The sequence below is a fragment of the Pantoea deleyi genome, assembly GCF_022647325.1.
Taxonomy (GTDB): Bacteria; Pseudomonadota; Gammaproteobacteria; order Enterobacterales; family Enterobacteriaceae; genus Pantoea; species Pantoea deleyi.
In genome coordinates this window covers 2,953,004-2,978,558 of record NZ_CP071405.1, presented here as the reverse complement: position 1 = coordinate 2,978,558, position 25,555 = coordinate 2,953,004, and the positions used below count along the sequence as shown (strand labels likewise).

The 25,555-nt window shown below is 58.2% G+C and carries 28 protein-coding genes, 1 other RNA gene, 1 pseudogene and 1 other annotated feature; of the genes and pseudogenes, 17 read left to right on the top strand and 13 right to left on the bottom strand.

All coding sequences use genetic code 11. The features are described from left to right. Positions 1–92 precede the first annotated feature (92 nt). Positions 93–914 carry an HMP-PP phosphatase gene (gene cof / locus J1C59_RS14130; protein WP_128084893.1) on the top strand — a complete coding sequence of 274 codons (822 nt, stop codon included), beginning with the start codon at positions 93–95 and terminating at the stop codon, positions 912–914. Positions 915–948: 34 nt separating this feature from the next. Here the strand turns inward: cof and J1C59_RS14125 are convergent, their stop codons facing one another. After that, complete coding sequence (locus J1C59_RS14125; RefSeq protein WP_128084892.1) at positions 949–1,983, bottom strand: PLP-dependent cysteine synthase family protein; 1,035 nt, start codon at positions 1,981–1,983, stop codon at positions 949–951. Between the two features lie 116 nt (positions 1,984–2,099). Between J1C59_RS14125 and J1C59_RS14120 the strand changes: the two genes are divergently transcribed. From J1C59_RS14120 to amtB, 5 genes are all read left to right on the top strand, one after another. Next, positions 2,100–2,561, top strand: a complete 462-nt coding sequence (locus J1C59_RS14120) for an Lrp/AsnC family transcriptional regulator (RefSeq protein ID WP_111140970.1) — start codon at positions 2,100–2,102, stop codon at positions 2,559–2,561. A 24-nt stretch (positions 2,562–2,585) separates the two neighbouring features. Then, on the top strand, positions 2,586–4,355 hold the full coding sequence (locus J1C59_RS14115) for a SmdA family multidrug ABC transporter permease/ATP-binding protein (RefSeq protein WP_128084891.1): 1,770 nt from the start codon (positions 2,586–2,588) through the stop codon (positions 4,353–4,355). After that, positions 4,348–6,123 carry a SmdB family multidrug efflux ABC transporter permease/ATP-binding protein gene (locus J1C59_RS14110; protein WP_128084890.1) on the top strand — a complete coding sequence of 592 codons (1,776 nt, stop codon included), beginning with the start codon at positions 4,348–4,350 and terminating at the stop codon, positions 6,121–6,123. The genes J1C59_RS14115 and J1C59_RS14110 overlap by 8 nt, the downstream gene beginning before the upstream one ends. 257 nt (positions 6,124–6,380) lie before the next feature. Beyond that, positions 6,381–6,719 (top strand): P-II family nitrogen regulator, encoded by a 339-nt coding sequence (gene glnK, locus J1C59_RS14105; protein WP_003850469.1) that lies wholly within the window; start codon positions 6,381–6,383, stop codon positions 6,717–6,719. A gap of 34 nt (positions 6,720–6,753) precedes the next feature. After that, positions 6,754–8,040 (top strand): ammonium transporter AmtB, encoded by a 1,287-nt coding sequence (gene amtB / locus J1C59_RS14100; protein WP_128084889.1) that lies wholly within the window; start codon positions 6,754–6,756, stop codon positions 8,038–8,040. Positions 8,041–8,089: 49 nt separating this feature from the next. Here the strand turns inward: amtB and tesB are convergent, their stop codons facing one another. Then, complete coding sequence (gene tesB, locus J1C59_RS14095; RefSeq protein WP_128084888.1) at positions 8,090–8,953, bottom strand: acyl-CoA thioesterase II; 864 nt, start codon at positions 8,951–8,953, stop codon at positions 8,090–8,092. A 190-nt stretch (positions 8,954–9,143) separates the two neighbouring features. Between tesB and J1C59_RS14090 the strand changes: the two genes are divergently transcribed. After that, positions 9,144–9,701, top strand: coding sequence for a YbaY family lipoprotein (locus J1C59_RS14090; RefSeq protein WP_128084887.1), 558 nt, complete (start codon positions 9,144–9,146; stop codon positions 9,699–9,701). Positions 9,702–9,738: 37 nt separating this feature from the next. On the opposite strand, the gene J1C59_RS14085 is transcribed toward J1C59_RS14090, so the two are convergent. Next, on the bottom strand, positions 9,739–10,050 hold the full coding sequence (locus tag J1C59_RS14085; protein ID WP_128084886.1) for an MGMT family protein: 312 nt from the start codon (positions 10,048–10,050) through the stop codon (positions 9,739–9,741). A 176-nt stretch (positions 10,051–10,226) separates the two neighbouring features. On the opposite strand from J1C59_RS14085, the gene ffs reads away from it, so the two are divergent. Continuing rightward, positions 10,227–10,323, top strand: an RNA gene (gene ffs / locus J1C59_RS14080) — signal recognition particle sRNA small type. 131 nt (positions 10,324–10,454) lie between these two features. Here the strand turns inward: ffs and J1C59_RS14075 are convergent. The 3 genes from J1C59_RS14075 to J1C59_RS14065 all read right to left on the bottom strand — a co-directional run bounded on the left by J1C59_RS14075 (position 10,455) and on the right by J1C59_RS14065 (position 11,573). After that, a complete protein-coding gene (locus tag J1C59_RS14075) occupies positions 10,455–10,670 on the bottom strand; it encodes an HHA domain-containing protein (protein WP_128084885.1) in 216 nt (71 codons plus the stop codon). Positions 10,671–10,694: 24 nt separating this feature from the next. Then, a complete protein-coding gene (gene tomB, locus J1C59_RS14070; protein ID WP_128084884.1) occupies positions 10,695–11,072 on the bottom strand; it encodes an Hha toxicity modulator TomB in 378 nt (125 codons plus the stop codon). 147 nt (positions 11,073–11,219) lie between these two features. Then, a complete protein-coding gene (locus tag J1C59_RS14065; RefSeq protein ID WP_128084883.1) occupies positions 11,220–11,573 on the bottom strand; it encodes a hypothetical protein in 354 nt (117 codons plus the stop codon). A gap of 337 nt (positions 11,574–11,910) precedes the next feature. Here J1C59_RS14065 and J1C59_RS14060 point away from each other — a divergent pair, with 337 nt between their 5' ends. From J1C59_RS14060 to J1C59_RS14050, 3 genes are read left to right on the top strand one after another with little or no spacing between them, the layout of a single operon-like run. Beyond that, positions 11,911–12,579, top strand: a complete 669-nt coding sequence (locus tag J1C59_RS14060; RefSeq protein WP_140917128.1) for a metal ABC transporter ATP-binding protein — start codon at positions 11,911–11,913, stop codon at positions 12,577–12,579. Further along, positions 12,576–13,415: a metal ABC transporter permease gene (locus J1C59_RS14055; protein ID WP_140917129.1), complete on the top strand. Its 840-nt coding sequence runs from the start codon at positions 12,576–12,578 to the stop codon at positions 13,413–13,415. Before J1C59_RS14060 ends, J1C59_RS14055 begins: the two co-directional genes overlap by 4 nt. Before the next feature lie 15 nt (positions 13,416–13,430). Further along, entirely contained in the window at positions 13,431–14,309 is an 879-nt protein-coding gene (locus J1C59_RS14050) for a metal ABC transporter substrate-binding protein (RefSeq protein WP_140917130.1), read from the top strand. A gap of 52 nt (positions 14,310–14,361) precedes the next feature. Here J1C59_RS14050 and ykgO read toward each other — a convergent pair. The 4 genes and pseudogenes from ykgO to J1C59_RS14030 form a co-directional block, all read right to left on the bottom strand. Beyond that, positions 14,362–14,496, bottom strand: a pseudogene (gene ykgO / locus J1C59_RS14045) (type B 50S ribosomal protein L36); the annotation flags it as partial. Positions 14,497–14,506: 10 nt separating this feature from the next. Beyond that, positions 14,507–14,761, bottom strand: coding sequence for a type B 50S ribosomal protein L31 (locus tag J1C59_RS14040; protein WP_111140303.1), 255 nt, complete (start codon positions 14,759–14,761; stop codon positions 14,507–14,509). 200 nt (positions 14,762–14,961) lie between these two features. Further along, positions 14,962–18,117, bottom strand: coding sequence for an efflux RND transporter permease subunit (locus tag J1C59_RS14035; protein ID WP_128086414.1), 3,156 nt, complete (start codon positions 18,115–18,117; stop codon positions 14,962–14,964). Positions 18,118–18,133: 16 nt separating this feature from the next. Beyond that, positions 18,134–19,330, bottom strand: a complete 1,197-nt coding sequence (locus J1C59_RS14030; protein ID WP_128086415.1) for an efflux RND transporter periplasmic adaptor subunit — start codon at positions 19,328–19,330, stop codon at positions 18,134–18,136. A gap of 140 nt (positions 19,331–19,470) precedes the next feature. Between J1C59_RS14030 and acrR the strand changes: the two genes are divergently transcribed. Beyond that, positions 19,471–20,109, top strand: coding sequence for a multidrug efflux transporter transcriptional repressor AcrR (gene acrR / locus J1C59_RS14025; RefSeq protein ID WP_128086416.1), 639 nt, complete (start codon positions 19,471–19,473; stop codon positions 20,107–20,109). Here the strand turns inward: acrR and rsmS are convergent. The 3 genes from rsmS to priC are packed head-to-tail and all read right to left on the bottom strand — an operon-like array spanning position 20,106 to position 21,100. Then, on the bottom strand, positions 20,106–20,258 hold the full coding sequence (gene rsmS, locus J1C59_RS14020; RefSeq protein ID WP_128086417.1) for a pleiotropic regulatory protein RsmS: 153 nt from the start codon (positions 20,256–20,258) through the stop codon (positions 20,106–20,108). The two genes, acrR and rsmS, sit on opposite strands and share 4 nt — an antisense overlap. 8 nt (positions 20,259–20,266) lie before the next feature. After that, positions 20,267–20,512 (bottom strand): GlsB/YeaQ/YmgE family stress response membrane protein, encoded by a 246-nt coding sequence (locus J1C59_RS14015; RefSeq protein WP_128086418.1) that lies wholly within the window; start codon positions 20,510–20,512, stop codon positions 20,267–20,269. Between the two features lie 57 nt (positions 20,513–20,569). Then, positions 20,570–21,100, bottom strand: a complete 531-nt coding sequence (priC, locus tag J1C59_RS14010; protein WP_128086419.1) for a primosomal replication protein PriC — start codon at positions 21,098–21,100, stop codon at positions 20,570–20,572. A 57-nt stretch (positions 21,101–21,157) separates the two neighbouring features. Between priC and J1C59_RS14005 the strand changes: the two genes are divergently transcribed. The 5 genes from J1C59_RS14005 (at position 21,158) to recR (ending at position 25,459) form a co-directional block, all read left to right on the top strand. After that, positions 21,158–21,547, top strand: a complete 390-nt coding sequence (locus tag J1C59_RS14005) for a DUF454 family protein (RefSeq protein WP_128086420.1) — start codon at positions 21,158–21,160, stop codon at positions 21,545–21,547. A 144-nt stretch (positions 21,548–21,691) separates the two neighbouring features. Beyond that, positions 21,692–22,243, top strand: coding sequence for an adenine phosphoribosyltransferase (gene apt / locus J1C59_RS14000; protein ID WP_128086421.1), 552 nt, complete (start codon positions 21,692–21,694; stop codon positions 22,241–22,243). 156 nt (positions 22,244–22,399) lie between these two features. Continuing rightward, positions 22,400–24,466: a DNA polymerase III subunit gamma/tau gene (gene dnaX / locus J1C59_RS13995; protein ID WP_140917131.1), complete on the top strand. Its 2,067-nt coding sequence runs from the start codon at positions 22,400–22,402 to the stop codon at positions 24,464–24,466. Continuing rightward, positions 23,808–23,869 (top strand) — a sequence feature (DnaX frameshifting element). Its footprint overlaps the gene before it by 62 nt. Positions 24,467–24,521: 55 nt before the next feature. Then, on the top strand, positions 24,522–24,854 hold the full coding sequence (locus tag J1C59_RS13990; RefSeq protein ID WP_111140311.1) for a YbaB/EbfC family nucleoid-associated protein: 333 nt from the start codon (positions 24,522–24,524) through the stop codon (positions 24,852–24,854). Then, a complete protein-coding gene (recR, locus tag J1C59_RS13985) occupies positions 24,854–25,459 on the top strand; it encodes a recombination mediator RecR (protein ID WP_140917132.1) in 606 nt (201 codons plus the stop codon). The genes J1C59_RS13990 and recR overlap by 1 nt, the downstream gene beginning before the upstream one ends. Positions 25,460–25,555: the final 96 nt, after the last annotated feature.

Here is a 25,555-nt window from a genome sequence, read left to right as displayed (position 1 = left end):
TCTAAACCCGGAACAGTTTTTTCAAAGTATTCACTATTAGTTCCGCAATTAACAGGCAATAGTGGACTTCCTCTTTCATCAGGAGATCAATCATGGTGCGTTTAGCGGCGTTCGATATGGATGGCACACTGTTACTGCCAAATCATCAACCGGGACAGCAGACGCTCGACACTCTGCAGGCGCTGCATCAGCGCAATATTCATCTGGTGCTGGCGACGGGCCGTCATCTGCTGGAAATGCAGGTGTTAAGTGAAAAAATGGCGCTGCCCGCGTGGCTCATTACCGGCAATGGCACCCGTATCCATGACCCGTCAGGTCAGCTGATTGCTGCGCAGGATCTGCCCGCTGCCGTGGCGGAAGCGGTGATTCATGGCCACTGGAGGACGTCCGCCTCCCTGCATGTTTTCAACGATCGAGGGTGGTTTACCGACCGCCCACGGCCTGAACTGCTGAATGCCCATCAGATGAGCGGATTCCGCTATCAGCTCTGCGATCTCAAGGCGCTGCCCGCGCATCAGGTGACAAAAATCTGCTTTATCGACGAGCATCGGCGCCTGCGCGCGCTGAAAACGGAGCTGGATGCGGCGCTGGGCGAGCAGGCCGATATCTGTTTTTCCGCCGTGGATTGTCTGGAGGTGCTGCCCGCAGGCTGCAACAAAGGCAGCGCCCTGAGTCAGTTATGTGATCATCTGTCGCTGACAATGGCGGAGTGTATGGCGTTTGGCGATGCGATGAACGATCGCGAGATGCTGGCGCAGGCCGGACAGGGTTTCATCATGGGCAATGCGATGGCGCAGCTGAAAGCCGCGCTGCCGCATCTGCCGGTAATTGGTCGTTGCGAGACACAGGCGGTGTCTCATTATTTAAACCACTGGCTGGCAACACCCCACCTCGCGTATTCCCCCGAATGCTGAGGTTTGCCGTGTACCGGACAGGATGTCCGGTTTTTTACGCCAGCTCGCGCTGCCAGGGCGTGATATCGCCGATATGTTTTGCCACCCACTCAGGCTGATAGTAGGTGTCGGGATAGCGCTCACCGCTGTCGCACAGCAGGGTGACCAGCGATCCCCGCTGGTTCGCGGCCCGTAAACGTTTTGCCACCTGCATCATGCCCCAGAAGTTGGTGCCGGTTGAGGCGCCGGGTTTGCGTCCCAGAATACTCTCCAGCTTCAGCATCGCGGCCAGCGTCGCGCCATCCGGTACTTTCACCATTTCATCGATTACGTCCGGCATAAATGATGGCTCTACCCGGGGACGGCCAATGCCCTCAATCAGGCTGCCGCGCGTGCTGGTCAGCGTGGCATCACGCTGCTGCCAGTAGTCGAAAAAGACGGAGTGTTGCGGATCGACCACCAGCAGTTTCGTCTCCAGCCCCTGATAGCGGATGTAGCGGCCCAGCGTGGCCGAGGTGCCGCCGGTGCCCGCACTCATGATCACCGTATGCGGAATCGGGTAGGGCTCATGCTGCATCTGACGGAAAATGCTTTCCGCAATATTGTTATTGCCGCGCCAGTCGGTGGCGCGTTCCGCGTAGGTGAACTGATCCATAAAGTGGCCATTCAGCTCGCGCGCCAGCCGTTCAGATTCTGCATAGAGCTGGCAGGGATCCTCCACAAAGTGGCACTGGCCGCCATAAAAGGTGATCTGCTCGATTTTGCGCTTCGCGGTACTGGCAGGCATCACCGCAATAAAGGGCAGTCCCAGCAGCCTTGCGAAGTAGGCCTCAGAAACGGCAGTGCTGCCTGACGAGGCTTCAATAATCGGCGTATTCTGCTTAATCCAGCCGTTGGAGAGGCCGTAGAGAAACAGCGAACGAGCCAGCCGATGTTTAAGGCTGCCGCTGGGATGGGTGCTCTCATCTTTCAGGTAGAACCAGATGCCGGGAAAGTCCGCCAGGTCGAAACGGATCAGATGGGTTTCCGCCGAACGTTGAAAGTCAGCGTTAATTTCGTTGATAGCGTGGCGAATCCAGCAGGTGTGCATCTCAGGTGTCCGGTAAAATATGATGTGGCTATTTTATGGCACGTGCAGGAAAAAGAGATTGCATAATTACCGCTAAAATCGCACCAGTGGAGAAAATGATTCTCTCGGAGCCGCAAATGTTAGATAAAACTGACCTTAAACTACTGGCGCTGCTGCAGCAGGACTGTACCCTGTCACTGCAATCGCTGGCGGAGGCCGTCAACCTCACCACCACTCCCTGCTGGAAGCGCCTGAAAAAGCTCGAAGATGATGGCATTATTCGCGCACGCGTGGCGTTGCTGGACGGGGATAAAATCGGACTGTCACTGACGGCCTTTATGTTTGTGAAAACCCAGCAGCACAGCCGCGAGTGGTATCAGACTTTTGTCTCGGTGGTGAGCGGCATGCCGGAGGTGATGGCCTTTTACCGGATGGCGGGGGAGTATGACTATCTGCTGCGGATCCAGGTGGCCGATATGAAGAGCTATGATGCTTTCTACAAACGATTAGTGAATGGTGTGCCTGGCCTGATTGATGTCACCTCCAGCTTTGCCATGGAAGAGATTAAATACACCACGGCCTTACCCGTCGCCCCCTGAGGGCCTGAGATTGAGAACAGCGTTGTGCGATTATTCAGTCAATTAAGTTGGTATTTTCTGCGGGAGTGGCGGCGCTATCTGGGCGCGGTCATCCTGCTGATCGTGATTGCGATCCTGCAGCTTCTGCCGCCGCACGTGGTTGGCGTGGTGGTGGATGGCGTGACGCGCGACAACATGAGCACCGGTCGCATCATGATGTGGATTGGGATCATGCTGGCGACGGCGGTGGTGGTCTATCTGCTGCGTTATGTCTGGCGCGTGCTGCTGTTCGGGGCCTCCTACCAGCTGGCGGTTGAGCTGCGCGAAGATTTCTATCGCCAGCTGAGCCGTCAGCAGCCGGCCTTCTATCTGCGTCACCGCACCGGCGATCTGATCGCCCGTGCCACCAACGATGTGGATCGGGTGGTGTTTGCCGCCGGAGAGGGCGTCCTGACGCTGGTCGACTCGCTGGTGATGGGCTGCGTGGTGCTGCTGGTGATGAGCACGCAGATTAGCTGGCAGCTGACGCTGCTCGCGCTGGTGCCGATGCCGATCATGGCTCTCGTGATTCATCGCTACGGCAATCAGCTGCATCACCGCTTTAAGCTGGCACAGGCCGCTTTCTCCACTCTTAACGATCAGACGCAGGAGAGCCTGACCAGTATCCGGATGATAAAAGCCTTCGGGCTTGAGCAGCATCAGTCGCAGCAGTTCTCTGATATCGCCCGCGATACCGGGGAAAAGAACCTGCGCGTGGCGCGGGTTGATGCCCGTTTCGATCCGACCATCTATATCGCGATCGGCTTCTCTAACCTGCTGGCGATCGGCGGCGGCAGCTGGCTGGTGTGGCACGATCAGATGACGCTGGGCCAGCTCACCAGCTTTGTGATGTACCTGGGCCTGATGATCTGGCCGATGCTGGCGCTGGCGTGGATGTTTAATATTGTCGAGCGCGGCAGCGCGGCCTGGAGCCGCATCGGCGCGCTGCTGGCCGAGGCACCGGCGGTGGAGGATGGCGACACCACTCTGCCAGCGGAACCCGGCACGCTGCAGGTTGCGATTCGCGCGTTCAACTATCCGGCCAGCGCCGGTCCGGTGCTGAGCGATGTGAGCTTCCGGCTGAAACCGGGCGAGATGCTGGGGCTGTGCGGCCCCACCGGCAGTGGCAAAAGCACCCTGCTGAGCCTGATTCAGCGCCACTTCGATATCCAGCAGGGTGACATCCGCTATCACCAGATCCCGCTGCCGCAGCTGCGTCTGGACAGCTGGCGCAGCCGTCTGGCGGTCGTCAGCCAGACGCCGTTCCTCTTCTCCGACAGCGTGGCCAGCAACATCGCGCTGGGGAAACCGGATGCCACCCGCGAGGAGATCGAACGGGCCGCCACGCTGGCCTGCGTGCATGACGACATCCTGCGCCTGCCGCAGGGCTATGAAACCGAAGTCGGGGAGCGCGGTGTGATGCTGTCGGGAGGACAGAAGCAGCGCCTGTCGATCGCCCGCGCACTGCTGCTGAATGCCGAAATCCTGATTCTGGATGACGCGCTGTCGGCGGTGGATGGCCGGACCGAACACGAAATCCTGCATAACCTGCGCATCTGGGGGCAGGGACGCACGCTGATTATCAGCGCCCACCGCCTGTCGGCCCTTACGGAAGCCAGTGAGATTCTGGTGCTGCAGCAGGGCCGCGTAGCGCAGCGGGGCGACCATGACGCACTGACCAGCCAGACGGGCTGGTACCGCGACATGTACCGTTATCAGCAGCTGGAAGCCGCGCTGGATGATGATGAAAATGAAAAAGGAGTGCCGCATGGCTAAGTCCGGACGCTTGTGGCCGACCCTGAAACGTTTGCTCAGCTACGGCAAACCCTGGCGTAAATCCCTGTCGCTGGCGGTAGGGATGCTGTGGATCGCTGCCGCAGCCGAGGTGACCGGCCCGGTGCTGGTCAGCTACTTTATCGATAATCTGGTAGCGAAACATCAGATGCCCTGGGGGCTGGTCGCCGGGCTGGTGGTGGGGTTTATCCTGCTCCAGCTGCTGGCCGCCGCGCTGCACTACTGGCAGGCGCTGCTGTTTAACCGCGCCGCCATTGGGGTGGTGCAGCGGTTACGCAGCGATGTGATGAACGCCGCGCTCTGTCAGCCGCTGAGCGCTTTTGATACCCAGCCGGTCGGGCAGATTATTTCGCGCGTCACCAACGACACCGAAGTGATCCGCGATCTCTATGTCACCGTGGTCGCCACCGTGTTGCGCAGTGCCGCACTGGTCGGCGCCATGATGGTGGCGATGTTCAGCCTGGACTGGCGCATGGCGCTGGTGGCGATGATGATCTTCCCGCTGGTTCTGATGGTGATGTTTATCTATCAGCGCTACAGCACGCCGATTGCCCGCCGGGTCCGCAGCTATCTGGCCGACATCAACAACGGGTTTAACGAAGTCATCAGCGGCATGAGCGTCATCCAGCAGTTCCGGCAGCAGGCGCGGTTCGGTGAGCGGATGGGCGAAGCGAGCCGGTCCCACTATCTGGCGCGCATGGAAACGCTACGCCTTGATGGTTTTCTGCTGCGTCCGCTGCTGAGCCTGTTCTCCGCCATGGTGCTGTGCGGGCTGCTGATCCTGTTCAGTTTCTCCGTGCCTGGCGTGTTTGAGGTCGGGGTGCTCTACGCCTTTATTACCTATCTGGGCCGGCTGAATGAGCCGCTGATTGAGCTGACCACGCAGCAGTCGATGCTGCAGCAGGCGGTCGTCTCCGGTGAACGTATCTTTGAGCTGATGGATGCAGCTCAGCAGCAGTATGGTGCCGACCCGCAGCCTCTGGCATCCGGTCGCATTACGCTGAACCAGCTGAGCTTTGCCTACCGCGAAAACCGCAACGTGCTGAGCGACATCAATCTGGAGGTCGCACCGCGCGAGTTTGTGGCGCTGGTGGGACACACCGGCAGCGGCAAAAGCACCCTGGCGAACCTGCTGATGGGTTATTACCCGGTGACGCCGGGCGCAATCCGGCTTGACGACCGGCCCATCGGCGACCTGAGCCACGCCGTGCTGCGTCACGGTATCGCGATGGTGCAGCAGGACCCGGTGGTGCTCGCCGATACGCTGCTGGCGAACGTGCGGCTGGGGCGTGACATCAGCGAAGAGGCGGTCTGGCGGGTGCTGGAGCAGGTGCAGCTGGCTCCGCTGGCGCAGGCGCTGCCTGAGGGGATTCATACCCGTCTGGGTGAGCAGGGCAACAACCTGTCGGTGGGCCAGAAGCAGTTACTGGCGCTGGCCCGGGTGCTGGTGGATCTGCCGCAGATCCTGATCCTGGATGAGGCGACGGCCAATATCGACTCCGGCACGGAGCAGGCCATTCAGCAGACGCTGTCGAGGCTGCGCCAGCACAGCACGCTGGTGGTGATTGCGCACCGTCTCTCGACGATTATCGACGCAGACAAGATTCTGGTACTGCATCGCGGTCATGTCGTGGAGCAGGGCACCCATCAGCAACTGCTGGCGATGCAGGGCCGTTACTGGCAGATGTATCAGCTTCAGCAGGCGGGTGATGAACTGGCGTCGGGCGCAACGACAACAGCAGAAGGCTGAGTTGCACCTTTTTTGCGCACTTTTATCAGACTAATCTGTACAAATGCACTCCTTTGACGCCTGAAGCACCAAAGGAGTGCACTCCGCGACTGTGATCCCCGTCATACTGCGTGCCTGTTCAGGCGGCGCACCAACCCATCCCTTGCCGCGTCTCGTCTGACTCACTGATTTGTGCCGGTTTTACACTCTGGCACAGGCTTTGCTTGTATCCCTGCGTGTCCGTAAACGTTACCTATTTACTCGCTGGAGGGGATCCAATGAAGCTGGTTACCGTCGTAATTAAGCCATTCAAGCTGGAGGATGTGCGTGAAGCTTTATCCTCTATCGGCATTCAGGGGCTGACCGTCTCCGAAGTGAAAGGATTTGGCCGTCAGAAGGGCCATGCAGAGCTTTATCGCGGCGCAGAATACAGCGTGAACTTTCTGCCTAAGGTCAAGATTGATATCGCGATTGCCGACGATCAGTTAGACGAAGTGGTGGATGTCATCAGTAAAGCAGCTTACACCGGCAAAATTGGCGACGGTAAAATTTTCGTGGCTGAACTGCAGCGCGTTATCCGTATTCGTACCGGCGAAACCGACGAAGCCGCTCTGTAATTACGACTCAGTACTGTGATGGGATGGGATAAAAATGAATAAAATGTTAGCGAAGTTGGGCCTCACCAGCCTGGCACTGTTACCCTCACTCGCGATGGCCGCGCCGGCCGTTGCGGACAAGGCTGATAACGCATTTATGATGATTTGCACCGCGCTGGTGCTCTTTATGTCAATTCCAGGAATTGCACTCTTTTACGGCGGCCTGATCCGTGGCAAAAACGTGCTGTCGATGCTGACTCAGGTTGCGGTCACCTTCTCACTGGTCTGCGTGCTGTGGGTGGTTTACGGCTACTCGCTGGCCTTCAGCGAAGGCAACGCCTTTTTCGGCGGCTTTGGCTGGGCGATGCTGAAAAACATTCAGCTCACCGCCGTGATGGGCAGTTTCTATCAGTATATCCACGTAGCGTTCCAGGCCTCCTTTGCCTGTATCACCGTGGGGCTGATTGTGGGTGCCATCGCCGAGCGTATCCGCTTCTCTGCGGTGCTGATTTTTGTCGGCGTCTGGCTGACGCTCTCTTATCTGCCTATCGCACACATGGTCTGGGCGGGCGGTTTCCTGGCGCAGGATGGCGCTCTGGACTTCGCTGGCGGTACTGTCGTACACATTAACGCCGCGGTAGCAGGCCTGGTAGGGGCTTACCTGGTGGGCAAACGTGCCGGTTTTGGTAAAGAAGCCTTTAAACCGCACAACCTGCCGATGGTCTTTACCGGCACGGCCATTCTCTATGTCGGCTGGTTCGGCTTCAACGCCGGTTCCGCATCTGCAGCGAACGAAATCGCGGCGCTGGCCTTCCTGAATACCGTTGTGGCAACCGCGGGTGCTGTACTGTCATGGACCTTTGGCGAGTGGGCGGTGCGCGGTAAACCTTCACTGCTGGGTGCCTGTTCTGGCTTTATTGCCGGACTGGTTGCGATTACCCCAGCCTGTGGTTACGTGGGTGTCGGCGGCGCGTTAATCATCGGCCTGGCCGGTGGTCTGGCGGGACTGTGGGGTGTTACCACCCTGAAAAAATGGCTGCGCGTGGACGATCCCTGCGATGTGTTCGGCGTGCATGGCGTGTGCGGCATCGTGGGCTGTATCCTGACCGGGGTGTTCGCTTCCTCTTCACTGGGCGGCGTGGGTTATGCTCAGGGCGTCACTATGGGCCATCAGGTGTGGGTGCAGATCTTCAGCGTGGGCATCACCATTGTCTGGTCGGGTGTCGTTGCCTTCATCGGCTTCAAGCTGGCGGATCTGATTGTCGGCCTGCGCGTGCCGGAAGAGCATGAACGCGAAGGTCTGGATGTGAACAGCCACGGCGAGAACGCTTACAACCAGTAATCGTCGGGCAGTAAAAAGAATCGGGGGGCGAGCAATCGCCCCCTTTTTTTTATTCGCTGCGCTGACGCATCACCCCTTCCTGAACGGTTGATGCCACCAGCACACCCTGCTGATTATAAAACTCACCGCGGACGAAGCCGCGCGCGCCAGACGCCGAGGTACTGACCACGCTGTAGAGCAGCCATTCGGTGAAGTCGAACGGGCGATGGAACCACATCGAGTGGTCGATCGTCGCAACCTGCATATCCGGCTCCAGAAAGCCTTTGCCGTGCGGCTGCAGGGCAACCGGCAGGAAGTTAAGATCTGAGGCGTAGCCGAGCAGATACTGATGGATACGCAGGTCGGCGGGCAGCGGCCCGGTGGCCCGGATCCAGACCTGACGCTCAGGCTTATCCACATGTCCCCGCAGCGGGTTGTGGATCTGCACCGGACGGATCTCCAGCGGGCGTTCGGCAATAAACTTTTCGCGCAGTTTTTCGGGCAGCAGATGGGCCATCTTTTGCGCCATCGCCTGCTCGGTTAACAGATTTTCAGGGCCGGCCACCTGCGGCATCGGGTTCTGATGTTCAAATCCCTGTTCCGGTGACTGGAAAGAGGCGGTCATATAGAAAATCGGCTGCCCGTTCTGAATGGCACTGACGCGCCGGGCGCTGAAGCTTTTGCCATCGCGCAGGGTTTCCACATCGTAAATAATCGCTTTCTGACTGTCGCCAGGCCGCAAAAAGTAGCTGTGAAAAGAGTGAACGGTGCGATCTTCTGCGACGGTCTGCTTTGCGGCATACAGCGCCTGACCCACTACCTGACCGCCAAAGACCTGGCGCAGCCCCAGATCTTCGCTCTGGCCGCGATATAAACCCTCTTCCAGTTTTTCCAGATTCAATAAATTCAGCAGATTTTGCAGTGCCTGACTCATGGCGCATTCCTCAATGTAGTGACCTGCTCAGTGTGAAAGATCGGACCAGTTAACGTCAATCAGACTTTCCGCTTTGCCTGTGCCAGGCAAAATCTCATTTTTGTGCCAACATTAAGGACATACGGCGAGTGAAGCGCTGTAAGCAGGATTCGCTGCCGATAATCATTTTGATCAAATGGAGACGACATCAATGAAACTCAGGCATGTGTTCAGTGGAGTAGTTATGGCGGTTGCTGTTGCGGGATGCGCCGATAAAAGTAAACCTGTGCCAACGCCGACGCTGGGGTCAGCCGTGGCAGGCCAGACGACGGCGATTGCGCAGCCGAACGTCAGTGGCTCAATCTTCATCCGTCAGCGCATTGCGCTGCCGCCGGATGCCGTGTTAACCGTAACGCTGTCTGATGCGTCGATGGCCGATGCGCCGTCAAAAGTGCTGTCACAGCGCGTCGTGCGCACCGAAGGCAAACAGGCTCCGTTCCAGTTCGTTCTGCCGTTTAACCCGGCCGATATTCAGCCCAACGCCCGCATTCTGTTAAGCGCGGCGATCGCCATCGACGGCAAGCTGGCCTTTGTCACCGAAGGCGTGAAGCCGGTGATCAATCAGGGCGGCACCAAAGCTGAGCTGCTGCTGGTTCCGGTTCCGTCTATGGCGATGCCGACCCAGCCAGGCGCGGCGACCACCGTGCCTTCCACCTCACCGACGATGGTGACGCCATCCGCTGCGGTTCCGGCACCGACCCACATTTAAGTCTGTTTCGGGGCGACGCTGTCGCCCCTCTTTTCCGCTAAAACTGCCAGCGCCAGGCCGCCAGATCGAGCTGGCCGTTATCCGCGATCTCAATACCTTCCGCCGCCAGCGCATCCCGCTGCCGCAACAGACGATCCCCCTGCAGTGAAAGGGTGCCGTGCCGGTTAACGACGCGATGCCAGGGCAGGGTGGTGTCTGCGGGCAGACGGCTCAGCACGCCGCCGACCTGACGTGCTGCGCGCGGAGAACCGGCCAGCAGGGCAACATCGCCATAGGTGGCAACGCGGCCATACGGAATTGCGGCAACAATCTGCCAGATGCGGTGCTGAAAAGTGTCAGGCTGATCCATCTGCTGCGTTCATCAGGAAAAAGGGTCTTAATATTAGCACGGGGGAAGGAGCGCTGAACGCGTTCCGGCAAGGGTTGTTCAAGAAAACAACGGTTGTCCCGTCGAGGCTTGCAATTGCCCCCTCCTTCCCAGATAATGCCCCCGCTCTCGTAAAGAGGGCTTGTCAATGGGGGCCCTGTTGGTTCTCCCGCAATGCTAGCTTGTGAACTCGGTCAGATCCGGAAGGAAGCAGCCGCAGCAGGTGACGCGTGTGCCGGGATGTAGCTGGCAGGGCCCCCACCATTTTCCCCCCTGAAAACCTCCCATGAATCGCAGACAGGCAAAACCCGCCCGGGCCGATCCTTTGCCGGCAGGCAGGAATGTCTGGTACTGAACAGGGTAAAACTTAGCAATAAACGATTAGATTAACGGACAAATTTCCACACTGAACCCGGCACTTTATCGTAGAGCTTGTTCATCGTCAGTTCCGCCAGACGATGGTCAGCCGCCGAATAGAATATGGCTAATTCCGCTTCCGGTAATTCATACTTATTCTTTTCAATCACCCTTTCCAGGGTATCCAGCGAGCGGCAGCGTCGCAGCCGCATCAAATAATCGGTTTTTGTCAGGGTTTTGTTCATAAATAAACCGTTCTCATGTCAGTACTATAATGAATGGCTTGGCTGCTGGAGAAAAGCGCACTCTTCAGTGAACAGATTAAATAAGCGTTTCGCTGAACGTTGCCACCGCTGAAGATCCGGACTTGTGACACCATAGTTGCTGAATAGCATAAAAGTATCGTCAAGATATTCATCGATTTGCGAAATCAGCGCTTCATCTTCAACGTGCTTGATTTTGTAATTCATGGTGAAAGAGGCGATATGCTCAATCAAATCATTAAGCTGCAGATTGCTTTCGGAAGTGGGATCATTTACCCAGCCGTGATGGCTGTCAGTTAATGATGCCATGCTGTCGTCAAACAGACTCTCACACAGGTATTTAAGCTGGGCAATATCATGCCGTTTCGGTGAGTATTCGTCCATCTTTTTCCCCTCCATAGCTAGCACAGTTGCCGCAGGGCGGCGAGATAGGATAACGCGGCCAGGAAGCAATTATCGGGGCTGTTATTAAACGGGACACCTTAAAGATAGTGTAAAACCATTAGTTCTGCTCACCTCCATTACTAAATATTACAATTCGTCGCCGGGGGAGGGTTGCGCATTGTCGATCACATCAAACTCAAGCGCACCGGGCTTAATGTGAAAGTTTACCTGTTCCGACTGTGTGACAGTTTCATTCAGATCCTGGCAGGGGCTAAATAAATTCCAGTCAAAATCGTAAAGTAATTTAAAACTATTCAGATCCCGATATTCAACAGAAATAATTTTTAAACTGCCGGGAACGAACCGGGCATTTTGTGAATACCAGCGTAAATCGCCCACCAGAAGATCGGTTATTTTGAGAATATTCCGCTGAACAATCTCAGCTATTTTTGCGCAGTCTGTTTCGCCTGCGGCAATATCGCATTCAATGCGTGACAGCATATCCGGCTCGCCTTAAACCATTAATAACCTATCATTGGTTTTCTGCAAAGGGTTTGCAAGTCTGCTGAGCACAAAAGCGTCAGTTTCCCCGGCGGGACAGCGCTGCTGAGCCGGCTCTGCCGGTTCGCGTCTGCCCGACCCCGCCAGCCTGTTTATCTTTTGATACACATTCCCCCGTTTAACCGCGCACAACATCCGGTATCTTAATTGTTATGTTATAACATTTTGGTGAAGTGATGCATCAGAGCGGAATACTTATGTCACTGGGCGGGCGGCTGGCCGTCGCGCTGCTCGTTATCGCGCTGCTGGCCGTGGCGATGAAATGGGGGATCAGCGCATGATCCGGTTTGATTCGCTTCGGGCGGGCTATCAGGGCGAGGCCGTGACCCCGGCCCTCAGCGGCCAGCTCGCCGCAGGCTCGATGACCGCCCTGGTGGGCGCCAACGGCAGCGGCAAATCGACGCTGCTGAAAACCATTGCAGGTTTACTGCCCCCGATTGCCGGGCGCTGCGAATTGCAGATCGCGCGGCGGGAGATTGGCTGGTTGCCGCAGCGTACCGAACTGGAAACCCGTTTCCCCCTGACCGTCTTTGAACTGGTCTCGATGGGCTGCTGGCCTCGCTGCGGCTGGTTCGGCGGTATCAACCGGCTGCTGCGACAGGAAATCTGGCAGGTGCTGGAGGCGGTACAGATGCGCGATTTTGCCGGGGCGCAGCCTGCCACCCTGTCAGGTGGCCAGCTTCAGCGCGTGCTGTTTGCCCGGCTGATGCTGCAGCGCAGCGCACTCTGGCTGCTGGATGAGCCGTTTAACGGTATCGACAGCCAGACGGTGACGTTGCTGATGTCGATCCTGGAGCAGCAGCAGCGGGCGGGAACCACGCTGCTGGTGGTGCTGCACGATCGCCCGCTGGTGGCCCGCTATTTCAGCCGCGTACTTTCCATGGATGAAGATGAGAACGGCGAGCGCTGCTCGCCTCTTTCCCTGCAGCGGAGTCTGGCGCCGTGACCCTGATCCAGCCTTTTATCGAGTTTGGTTTTATGCGACGCGCGCTGGTCGCCTGCCTGGCGCTGGCTGTCAGTGCCACCCCGCTCGGCGTGTTTCTCTCGCTGCGCCGCATGAGTCTGATCGGCGACGCCTTATCTCACGCCGTGCTGCCCGGCGCCGCCATCGGCTATCTGATCTCCGGTCTGTCACTCGTCGCCATGGGCGTAGGAGGGCTGATCGCCGGTTTAGCCGTGGCGCTGCTCTCGGGCGCCGTCAGCCGCTATACACCGCTGAAAGAGGATGCCAGCTTTGCCGGGTTCTACCTCGGTTCACTGGCACTGGGCGTGACGCTGGTGTCACTGCGTGGCTCTGGCGTGGATCTGCTGCATGTGCTGTTCGGTTCGCTGCTGGCGGTGGATAACGCGGCGCTGCTGCTGGTTGGCGGCATCGCGGCCTTTACGCTGATTATGCTGGCCGTCATCTACCGGCCGCTGGTGATTGACGCTTTCGACAGTGACTTCCTGCGGGCGCAGGGAAAGTGGAGCGCCCCGCTGGTTCATGGTCTGTTTTTAATGCTGGTGGTGCTGAATCTGGTGGCCGGTTTTCAGGTGCTGGGCACCCTGATGTCGGTGGGGCTGATGATGCTGCCCGCCGCCAGCGCCCGTTTCTGGAGCCGTCATCTGGCCGCCATGCTGCTTATCGCGATGGTGATGGCCATGATGTCGGCGCTGGCGGGGCTGATGCTCTCCTGGCACTTCTCTCTGCCCGCCGGCCCCGCGGTGGTGCTGAGCGCCGCCATGCTCTTTTTTCTCTCCATTCTGACAGGACCGTGCGGCGGAATTTTACGCCGCCATTAAATCTATGAGGACGCTATGAAAAAATTACCCCTGACGCTGGCGCTTGCTGCGCTGTTTGCCGCGCCTGTGACGATGGCAAAAACGGTGGATGTCGTCGCCAGTTTTACCGTGCTGGGCGATATCGTTAAGCAGGTCGGTGGCGACCATGTGAAAGTTAAAAGTCTGGTGGGGCCGAACGGCGATCCCCACACCTTTGAACCCACACCGCAGGACAGCGAGGCGCTGGCGAAGGCCGACCTGGTGTTTGTCAGCGGACTGGGCCTGGAAGGGTGGATGGATCGGCTGGTTACCGCCTCCGGTTATCGCGGTCAGCCCGTGGTCGCTTCAGCGGGCGTCACCACCCGCAGCATGGAGGACGAGGGCAAAACCATTACCGATCCGCACGCCTGGAACAGTATGCAGAACGGCGTGATCTACGCGACCAACGTGATGAATGCGCTGGTTAAAGCCGATCCTGAAGACGCGCCGGACATCCGTCGGCGTGGAGAGGACTACATAGAGCAGCTTCAGGCGCTGGATCGCTGGGCGAAAACCGCTTTTGCGCGAGTGCCGGTCGATAAACGGAAAGTGCTCACCAGCCATGATGCGTTTGGTTACTTCGGCCAGCGCTATGGCGTGACATTCCTGGCACCGGTGGGCTTCTCCACCGAAGCCGAGGCGAGCGCCAGCAACGTGGGGGGGTTAATCACTCAGCTGAAGCAGCAGCACATTACCCGCTACTTTATCGAGAACCAGACCGATCCGCGGCTGGTCAGGCAGATTGCCAGTGCCACCGGCGCGGAGCCGGGAGGCGAGCTTTATCCGGAAGCCCTCTCCACGGCCTCAGGCCCGGCGGCAACCTATCAGGCCGCCTTTAAACATAACGTGAATGCGATGCTGAAGAGCATGCAGTAAGCATAAAAAAGGCCGGGCAAGCCCGGCCAGTCATCACGACACACACTAGCGTCTTTTTTTTTCTTCCCTGCACCGCTTTGAAACGTGGATTAGTTTTACAGATAACGTAAACACGTCCTTTCCTGCGCACCACTTTGCAATCGCGATGGCGATTTTTGGCGGAGCGCAGCGAGCTGACGACCTGCATGACTCACCTCCTATTTGCGGCCAAGAAAGCGCCCGAAACGCTGGTTAAAGCGTGCGGTGCTGCCCTCTTTGGCGAAATCTTTCTGTTTACCGGTGTAGAAAACGTGCGAAGCCGATGACACATCCAGGGTGACGTAGGGCAGGGTTTCGCCTTCAAACTCCACGGTACGGTCGGTTTTGATGGTCGATCCGATTTTGAACCAGACGTCAGCCGACGTGTCGTGGAAGACCACCGGACGATAGTGAGGATGAATATTCGCTTTCATAATGCTCTCAATTGTAATGTTATACTATAACAATATTATGCGGCAGACCGTCCAGGATTGCAACGATCGTCGTGTCCGAAAGGCGTAAAGCGGGAAGCTCGGGGCGAAGGACAAAGCCGCGACCTGCAGAGGGCCGCAGCTGAAAAGAGACTTGCAGGCAAAAAAAAGGCCGCTTGCGCGGCCCTTTAACGGATGACAGCTTAGTGTGTCTGGTCAGAGGTGACCGGATGACCTTTTGCTGCGTTATCTTTTTTCTTGCCGAAGCGGCGGCGGACCACCACGAAGAACACCGGCACGAAGAAGATCGCTAACAGCGTTGCGGTGACCATGCCCCCGATAACGCCGGTACCTACTGCGTTCTGCGAACCGGAACCGGCGCCGGTACTGATTGCCAGCGGCAGTACCCCGAGAATAAACGCCAGTGACGTCATCAGGATAGGACGCAGACGCATACGACACGCCTCCAGCGCCGCTTCAATCAGCCCTTTGCCCTCTTTATCCATCAAATCTTTCGCAAATTCGACGATAAGGATGGCGTTCTTGGTCGAGAGGCCGATGGTTGTCAGTAATCCCACCACGAAGTAGACGTCATTGCTTAAGCCACGCAGCGTGGTAAAGATCAGCGCACCGATTACCCCGAGTGGCACCACCAGCATGACCGAGAACGGAATCGACCAGCTCTCATACAGCGCGGCGAGACAGAGGAAGACCACGATCAGCGAGATAGCGTAGAGGGCAGGGGCCTGGTTGCCTGACAGGCGTTCCTGATAGGACATACCGGTCCAGTCATAGCCAATCCCCGCAGGCAGCTTCGCCGCCAGTTCTTCCATCAGATCCATCGCGGCACCCGAACTCTTGCCCGGCGCAGCCTGTCCCAGGATCTCCATCGCCGGCAGGCCGTTGTAACGCTCAAGGCGCGGTGAACCGTACTGCCATTTCGCGGTTGAGAAGGCCGAGAACGGCACCATGGTTCCGCTGCTGTTCCGCACGTACCACTTACCGATGTCGTCCGGCAACATACGCGAGTCCGCTTTGCCCATAACGTACACTTTCTTCACGCGACCACGGTCGATGAAGTCGTTGACGTAGGAGCCGCCCCAGGAGGCTGCCAGCGTGGTGTTGATATCACTCAGTGATACGCCCAGCGCCTGCGCTTTCTCCTGATCGATCGTCAGCTTGTACTGCGGGGTATCTTCCAGCCCGTTCGGACGCACACCCACCAGGGTATCAGGATGCTGGGCAATCATGCCGAACAGCTGATTACGCGCTTCCGTCAGCTTCTCGTGACCGAGGTTGTTCTGATCGATCAGCTCGAAGTCGAAGCCGGTGGCGTTACCCAGCTCGATAATCGCAGGCAGGTTGAACGGAATCACCATCGCATCTTTGATCGCGCCCAGCGCCTGCATGGCACGGCCCGCAATCGCCGGCACTTTCATGTCGCTGCTGGTACGCTCATCCCAGGGTTTAAGACTGACGAAGGCGATACCGGTGTTCTGTCCGCGACCGGCAAAGCCGAAGCCGTTAACGGTGAACACGGATTTAACCGAATCCTTCTCCTGAGTCAGGAAGTAGTCGGTGACCTGATCCAGCACCTTCTGGGTACGCTCCTGGGTTGCACCGGCCGGCAGCTGCGCCTGCGCCAGCAGCAGACCCTGATCCTCTTCCGGTAAGAAGGAGGAGGGCAGTCGCATAAACAGGAACGCCATACCCACCACGATCAGCAGATAGATCAGCATATAGCGACCGGTACTGCGGATCATGTGGCCCACGCTGTCCACATAGTGGTTGGTGCTCTTGTCGAACATGCGGTTAAACCAGCCGAAGAATCCGGTGGTTTTGCCGTGCTCGCCTTTTTCAACCGGCTTCAGCATGGTGGCACAGAGTGCCGGCGTCAGAATAAAGGCGACCAGTACCGACAGGGCCATGGCGGAAACGATGGTGATGGAGAACTGGCGATAAATAACGCCGGTCGATCCGCCAAAGAACGCCATCGGAATGAAGACGGCGGCCAGCACCAGCGCGATACCCACCAGCGCGCCCTGGATCTGCTCCATGGAACGTTTGGTCGCCTCTTTGGGCGGCAGGCCCTCTTCGGCCATAACGCGCTCGACGTTCTCGACCACAACGATGGCGTCATCCACCAGCAGGCCGATCGCCAGCACCATCCCGAACATCGTCAGGGTGTTTATCGAGTAACCGAAAGCACTGATTACGGCGAACGTACCCAGCAGCACCACCGGCACGGCGATAGTCGGGATCAGCGTCGCGCGGAAGTTCTGCAGGAAGAGGTACATCACCAGGAACACCAGCACGATCGCTTCAATCAGCGTTTTCACGACTTCGAAAATCGAGATTTTTACGAAGGGCGTGGTGTCATACGGATAGACCACTTTCATCCCGGCCGGGAAGGTCGACTGCATTTTGGCCAGTTCAGCTTTCACCGCATTGGCGGTATCCAGCGCATTCGCACCGGTCGCCAGCTTGATACCGATACCGGAAGCAGGCTTGCCGTTGTAGCGGGCGATGATCTCGTAGTTTTCCGCACCCAGTTCGATCCTGGCCACGTCGCGCAGGCGAACCTGAGAACCATCCTCATTGACCTTGAGCAGGATTTTGCCGAACTCATCGGTTGAGGTCAGACGGGTTTGCGCAATGATCGACGCGTTAAGCTGCTGACCCGGAACCGGTGGCGTACCGCCTAACTGACCGGCAGCGACCTGGGTGTTCTGGGTGTTCAGCGCGCTGATCACATCAACCGGCGTCAGGTTGTAGTTGTTCAGCTTGTGCGGATCCATCCAGATACGCATAGCGTATTGCGCACCGAAGACCTGGGTGTCACCCACGCCCTTGGTACGGCTCAGCGGATCCTTGATGGTCGACGAAATATAATCAGAAATGTCATTCTGGGTCATATTGTCGTCGTCGCTGATGAAACCGGCCACCATCAGGAAGCTGCTGGAGGATTTTTTAACCTGAATCCCCTGTTGCTGAACTTCCTGCGGCAGCAGCGGCGTCGCCAGCTGCAGTTTGTTCTGCACCTGAACCTGCGCGATGTCCGCATCGGTGCCTGACTCAAACGAGAGCGTCAGGGTCAGCGTACCGGAGGAGTCGCTGCTCGAGGACATATACATCAGTCCGTCGATACCGTTCATGTTCTGCTCGATGACCTGGGTCACCGAGTCCTGCAGCGTTTTCGCATCCGCACCCGGGTAAGAGGCCTGAATCTCAATCGCCGGCGGCGCAACATTGGGATATTGCTCGATCGGAAGTTTGAGAATCGATAGCGCACCGACCAGCATGATGATGATGGCGAGCACCCACGCAAAGATGGGGCGATCGATAAAGAACTTAGCCATGAATCAACGGCTCCTGTTATGACGATGACTTGTCAGACTGCGGCTTTGCATCGGGTGCCGCTTTCGCATCGTCTGAGACTTCTTGTGGAGTAACCTGTGCGCCAGGTTTGGCACGCTGGAGACCGGTGCTGATCACCCGCTCGCCCGCTTTGACCCCGCCGGTGACTAACCACTTGTCGCCAATCGCCTGCGAGGTGGTGACCGGACGTGATTCCACTTTGTTATCCGCGCCCACGACCATTACCGTTGCCTGGCCGGTTGGGGTACGGGTAACCGCCTGCTGAGGCACCAGCAGCGCATTCGGGTTGGTGCCTTCATCCAGACGTGCACGTACAAACATCCCCGGTAACAGGGTGTGGTTCGGGTTCGGCACAATGGCGCGCAGCGTGATGGAACCGGTGGTTTCATCGACGGTGACGTCAGAAAACTCCAGCGTACCCGTCTGCGCGTAGCTGCTGCCATCCTGCATCAGCAGAGTAACGTTGGCTTTACCGTCGTTCTGCTTCAGCTGACCTGACTCCAGCTCTGAACGCAGGCGCATAAAGTCTTCGCTCGACTGCGTAACGTCAACATACATCGGATCCAGCTGCTGAACCGTCGCCAGCGCGGTGGTCTGTGCGCTCTGCACCAGGGCACCTTCGGTCACGGAGGATTTGCCGATGCGGCCACTGATCGGGGAGGTCACGCGGGTGTACGCCAGATTAATACGAGCGGTTTCCACATTGGCTTTAGCAACCTGAACGGCCGCATCGTTTTGCGCGGCGGTCGCCACGGCGGTGTCGTAATCCTGCTGACTGATATATTTCGTGCCGAGCAGCGGTTTGTAACGCTTAACGGTCAGCTGCGCGATACGGGCATTCGCCTGCGCCTGCGTTAAGTCGCCTTTGGCGCTGTCGTAAGCGGCCTGGTAGGTCGCAGGATCGATCTGATAGAGAGACTGACCAGCTTTGATATCGCTGCCTTCAACGAAATTACGCTTCAGAATGATACCGGACACCTGCGGACGGACTTCAGCCACACGATAGGCCGAGGTACGGCCGGGTAATTCAGTTGAAATCTTAAGGGGTTCAGTTTTCAGTGTCACAACACCGACGGCTGGCGGTTGCTGCTGGGCGGCTTGTTCGGATTTATTGTTGTCACATCCTGTTAACAAAAAGCTGCCTGATAGCATCAGGGCGGCCGCCAGAGGCGATAATCCTCTGATTTTATTCATAATAAACCTCTAGTGTCCGGTATCAATTGGTCAATGGATCACAAACTGAAAACCCATTGCTGTGTCAAGTCGCAGGTCATGCTATGGTACATACATTCACAAATGTATGTAAACTTACCTGTTTGTAAAAAAAGCCCCCTATGGCACGAAAAACCAAAGCGCAAGCACTTGAAACGCGGCATCAAATTCTCGATGCCGCCATCGTTCTGTTTTCACAGCAGGGCGTGTCAGCCACTTCTCTGGCAGACATTGCAACCGCAGCCAGCGTCACGCGAGGCGCAATCTACTGGCACTTTAAAAATAAAGCCGATGTATTACACGAAATATGGCTTCGTTGTGATGCTGGTCTGGACGATGTGGAACTTGAGTATCAGACAAAATACCCGGGGGATCCACTCTCCGTGTTGCGCGCAATGCTGGTCTATATCTTTGATGCGACAGCAAAGGATCCGCAGCGTCGTGCTTTGATGGAGATCATTTTCCATAAATGCGAATTTGTGGGTGAAATGTCAACGCTGAAAAGTATGCAACAAAGTTTACTGCTGGAGTGCTACGACAAAATCGAAGATGTCCTGCGCCAGTGTATTGAAGCAGGACAATTGCCGGGCACTCTCAGTACGCGTCAGGCCGCGCTAATCCTTCGCGGTTACGTTAACGGCATGATGGAGAGCTGGCTGTTTGCGCCAGAGAGCTTTGATCTGTCGGCGGACGCGCCCACGCTGGTCAACGCCTTTATCGATATGCTGCGTCTCAGCCCGACGCTGACCGCCCGCCACTAAGCCGACTGGCTATCGCGCTTGTTCTCGAAATCGCGCTGGACCATCGCCAGCGCGGAGAGCACCGTCTCCACCGGCAGCTGATGCTCTTCCAGAAGCTGAATCAGATCGACCGCCAGTTTGACGTCATCAGGGGCATTTTCCAGGGACATCGCTTCTCCTATATACGTAATCGGGCAACCACCAGCAGCATCAGCAGGGCACCCAGGATCGCCATGCCCAGTGCGCCCGCGTGCAGCGTTGCCAGGCTGCCCAGGTCAAAATAGGTGGCGATATAACCGCCCAGCAGCGCGCCGATCATCGACAGCGTCAGGGTCGCCACCAGTCCGCCGGGGCGTCCCGGCATCAGCAGCCGTTTCAGCCAGCCCAGCAGCAGCCCCGCTATCAGCCAGGTCACTAAACCCATCGTTCTTCTCCACGCAGAATTACACCCAGTATAGAAGCGCTTTTGTCACGCTGCGCTTTATTCGTCCCGATCGCTGCCGCGCAGCGAGGCGGCCCACTCAACGGCCCGAATTGCCTGGCGGCAGCGGGCCAGCCGGCCCTCCAGCGTCTCCAGATCCTGCTTCAGCTGCTGCTGAATCGCCAGCGTTTCTGCCTGCGCCAGTCGCGCCTCCCGCTGGGCGATCATCGCCAGCAGACGACGCTCGAATTCGCGGTACTCCTGATATTTCGAGGTGCGTGGTTCACGCAGCGGCTGTTCGCGTCGGAGGCGCAACTGCTGGGTTGTCGCCTCACGCTGCAGGGCGGCAATCTGATCGACCAGCCGTTCCGCCAGCCAGGCGCTGCGGGCCAGATCGTGGCTGCTGTCGCGCAGCCGGGCGACATTCTCCTCCACCTCCTGCAGGTAGTCCGCCAGCCGCGTGCCCCGGGTGCGGAATAGTTGGGTGTCAAAGCGCGGCTGACGGCAGGCGCCATCGGGATGGCGGGCGATCTCCTGACGCAGGGCGGCCAGAAGCTGCTCCAGGCGCGCCTGGGTGACAATCGCACTCATGGCGTGACGCTCTGTTGTGTTAACGTAAGCAGATGAGAGGTGAGCTGGGCAGCATTCATGCAACGCATTCTGTTATTGACCCTCGGCTGGCTGGCAATTGTGCTGGGAACGCTGGGCATTGTATTACCTTTATTACCGACCACGCCATTCATGCTGCTGGCCGCCTGGTGTTTTGCCCGGTCATCGCCGCGTTTTCACCACTGGCTGCTGTGGACATCCCCCTTTGGCCGCTATCTGCGTCACTGGCAGCAGCATCGCGCGATGCCGCCGGGTGCCAAAGTGCGCGCGGTCTGCCTGATCGTCGCGACCTTCAGCCTCTCCCTGTTTCTGGTTCATCAGTTCTGGGTGCGCATTATGCTGCTGATCATGCTGGCGGCGCTGCTGCTGTTTATGTGGCGTATTCCGGTGGTGGCAGAAGCAGCGGACGCACCGCAACCGCCGCGATAAAGTTGCAATTAGCCGGTCATTTGCTTAGATTTGGGCGTCTTCATGCGTGGCTTCCCTTTGTGAATCAACTTCCGCTGAACCTTTTATCAGGTATTAGCGCTTTTGAAGCTGCGCGAAACAGAATTTTTTACCAGGCGTATCATTATGACCGACACTGCGCAGCAGCTTGAATTGATTGAAAACAGCATCAAAAGTATCCCCGATTATCCTAAGCCAGGCATCCTGTTCCGCGATGTCACCAGCCTGCTGGAAGATCCCCGCGCCTATGCCGCGTCGATTTCGCTGCTGGTTGAGCGCTACCGTAACAAGGGCATCACCAAAGTCGTGGGAACCGAAGCGCGCGGTTTCCTGTTTGGTGCGCCGGTGGCCTTAGGTCTCGGTGTAGGTTTTGTGCCGGTGCGTAAGCCGGGTAAACTGCCCCGTGCGGTCTACAGCGAATCTTATGAGCTGGAATATGGCACCGACACGCTGGAACTGCACAAAGATGCGATCCAGCCTGGCGACCTGGTGCTGGTGGTGGATGATCTGCTGGCGACCGGCGGAACGATCGAAGCGACCGTTAAGCTGATTCGTCGCGCAGGCGGTGAAGTCAAGGATGCGGCTTTCATCATTAACCTGTTCGACCTGACCGGTGAATCCCGCCTTGAGGCCCTGGGCGTCGAGAGCTACAGCCTGGTCAAATTCCCCGGCCACTAAGCCACTCTTTCGGCCTTGCGACCCGGCGAGGCCGTCACGCCCCGGCGTCAAGATAACGAGTGCCAGCCAAAAGCGTAGCTGATAGACTACTGCAATCTTATACAGGGGTTGCAGAGCGTCTGCGCTCATCTTTCCATCCAACTTCGTCGAATCCACATGAGCTATCAGGTACTTGCGCGAAAATGGCGTCCCCAGGCTTTTGCTGATGTTGTCGGTCAGGAACATGTTCTGACGGCGCTGGCGAATGGATTGTCTCTGGGACGCATCCATCATGCTTATCTCTTCTCCGGCACCCGTGGCGTCGGGAAGACCACCATTGCGCGTCTGCTCGCCAAAGGCCTTAACTGCGAAACGGGCATTACCGCCACGCCCTGCGGCGTGTGTGATAACTGCCGGGAAATTGAGCAGGGCCGCTTTGTCGATCTGATCGAAATCGATGCCGCATCGCGCACCAAAGTTGAAGATACCCGCGATCTGCTCGACAACGTGCAGTACGCCCCGGCCCGCGGCCGCTTCAAAGTCTATCTGATCGATGAAGTGCACATGCTCTCGCGTCACAGCTTCAATGCGCTGTTAAAGACGCTGGAAGAGCCGCCTGCCCACGTTAAATTTCTGCTGGCGACCACCGATCCGCAGAAGCTGCCGGTAACTATCCTTTCGCGCTGCCTGCAGTTCCACCTTAAAGCCCTCGATGTTGACCAGATCCGTCAGCAGCTTGAGCATGTCCTGAAGCAGGAAGCGATCGAAAGCGAAACGCGGGCGCTGCAGCAGCTGGCCCGCGCGGCAGATGGCAGTATGCGTGATGCGCTGAGCCTGACAGACCAGGCGATTGCCATGGGGCAGGGCGCAGTGACCAGCAGCACCGTCAGCGTCATGCTCGGCACCCTGGACGATGAACAGCCGCTGGGGCTGCTGGAGGCGCTGGTCGACGGCGACGGTCAGCAGGTGATGACTCTGCTGAGTCAGGCCGCGTCTCGCGGCGTGGAGTGGGAAGCGCTGCTGGTTGAGATGCTGCGCCTGCTGCACCAGATTGCGATGGTGCAACTGTTACCGACCTCGCTCAACGACGACGATGAGAGCAATGCGATCCGCCTGCGTGAGCTGGCGCGGATCGTGCCGCCTGCCGATCTGCAGCTCTACTACCAGACCCTGCTGATGGGCCGCAAGGATCTGCCGATTGCGCCCGATCGCCGCATGGGTGTCGAGATGACACTGCTGCGGGCGCTGGCGTTTCATCCCAAAGCGGCGGTGGCGGAGCCCATCGCGCGTCCTGCGCTGACCCAGCAGATGTCACCCGTTGCGCCTGGCGCGGCGGCTGAAACCGCCTCTTCCCCGGTGACATCGACGCCGGCTGCGCGCGCCGCAACGCCGTCATCGCAGGCCGCTTCACCGACGACCCGGCAGCCCGCGCCGCGCCAGGTGGCCGCTCAGCCGCAGATGGCCGCGCCCGATCCGGCGCCGCACAACGCGCCACCACCGGATGCGCCGCCGCCAGAGGCAGCCTCTGATTCGGCACTTTCCAGTTCCACCAGTCAGCTCCTGCAGGCGCGCACGCAGTTGCTGCGTCAGGGAGCGAACAAACCAAAAAAGAGTGAGCCGGCGGCGCCAGGTGCGCGGCCGGCCAACTCCGCGCTGGAGCGGCTGGCCTCGGTTACCGAGCGCAGCCAGCAGCGTATCCGCGATCGCGAACCAGCCGCCCCGGTAAAAGAGGAGGCCTATCGCTGGAAAGCGGTGAATCAGCCGGTGGACGTGGCAGAGCCGGTGGCGACGCCAAAGGCCTTGCGTTCTGCGCTGGAGCATGAGAAAACCCCTGAGCTGGCGGCGCGACTGGCAGAAGAAGCGCAGGCACGTGACCCGTGGGCCGCAGAGATCCCCACGCTGCCGCTGCCGAAACTGGTGCAGCAGCTGGCGCTGAATGCCTGGAAAGAGGTGACCGAAACCGGCGTCTGCCTGCACCTGCGCAGCAGTCAGCGTCACCTCAACTCCCCTTCGGCGCAGCAGGTCTTAAGCGAGGCGCTGAGTCAGCGTGCCGGGCAGAGAGTTGAACTCTCGGTAGTTGAAGACGATAATTCATCGGTGTTGACGCCACTGGAGTGGCGTCAGGCCATTTACGAAGAGAAGCTGGCGCAGGCGCGTCAGTCGATCACCTGTGATACCCACATTCAGACGTTACAGCGCTTTTTTGATGCTGACCTGGATGAGGAGAGTATCCGACCTGTTTAGACACGCTGCGGCTATCTCAACGGTAGCGCTGCAGCCTCAGCTGAGAGAGAAGACTATGTTTGGTGGTAAAGGCGGATTGGGCAACCTGATGAAACAGGCCCAGCAGATGCAGGAAAAAATGGCCAAGGCTCAGGAAGAGATCGCCGCAATCGAAGTCACCGGCGAATCCGGTGCGGGCCTGGTTAAGGTGACCATTAACGGCGCGCACAACTGCCGTCGCGTGGAAGTCGATCCGAGCCTGCTGGAAGATGACAAAGATATGCTGGAAGATCTGATCGCAGCGGCGTTCAACGATGCGGCACGTCGCATTGATGAAACCCAGAAAGAGAAAATGGCGTCTGTCTCCTCAGGCATGCAGCTGCCACCAGGCTTTAAGATGCCGTTCTGATGCAAACCAGCCCACTGCTTGAAGCATTGATGGAGTCGCTGCGCTGCCTGCCCGGCGTGGGGCCGAAGTCGGCACAGCGCATGGCTTTTCAGCTGCTGCAGCGTGACCGCAGCGGAGGCATGCGGCTGGCCCAGGCGCTGACCCGGGCGATGTCGGAGATTGGTCACTGCGCCGATTGCCGGACCTTTACCGAGCAGGAAATCTGCACCATCTGCGCTAATCCCCGGCGTCAGCAGAATGGTCAGATCTGCGTGGTGGAAAGCCCGGCGGACATTCACGCCATTGAGCAGACCGGCCAGTTCGGCGGACGCTACTTTGTGCTGATGGGCCACCTCTCGCCGCTCGACGGGATTGGTCCGGCCGATATCGGCCTGGATCGTCTGGAGCAGCGTCTGGAGAGCGAACCGCTGCAGGAGGTGATCCTTGCCACCAACCCGACGGTGGAAGGTGAGGCGACCGCCAACTACATTGCGGAGCTTTGCGGCCAGTATGGCGTCGATGCCAGCCGTATCGCGCACGGCGTGCCGGTGGGCGGTGAGCTGGAGATGGTCGATGGCACCACGCTGTCCCACTCACTGGCGGGCCGCCAGAAGTTTAAATTTTAAGCACTTGCCGGTGTTGTGACAGACACCGGCTTGAAAATCTCTCCGTCATCCCCACATCAACCTCAACGTTTGTTCAACCTGTTTTGTTGAGGTAGC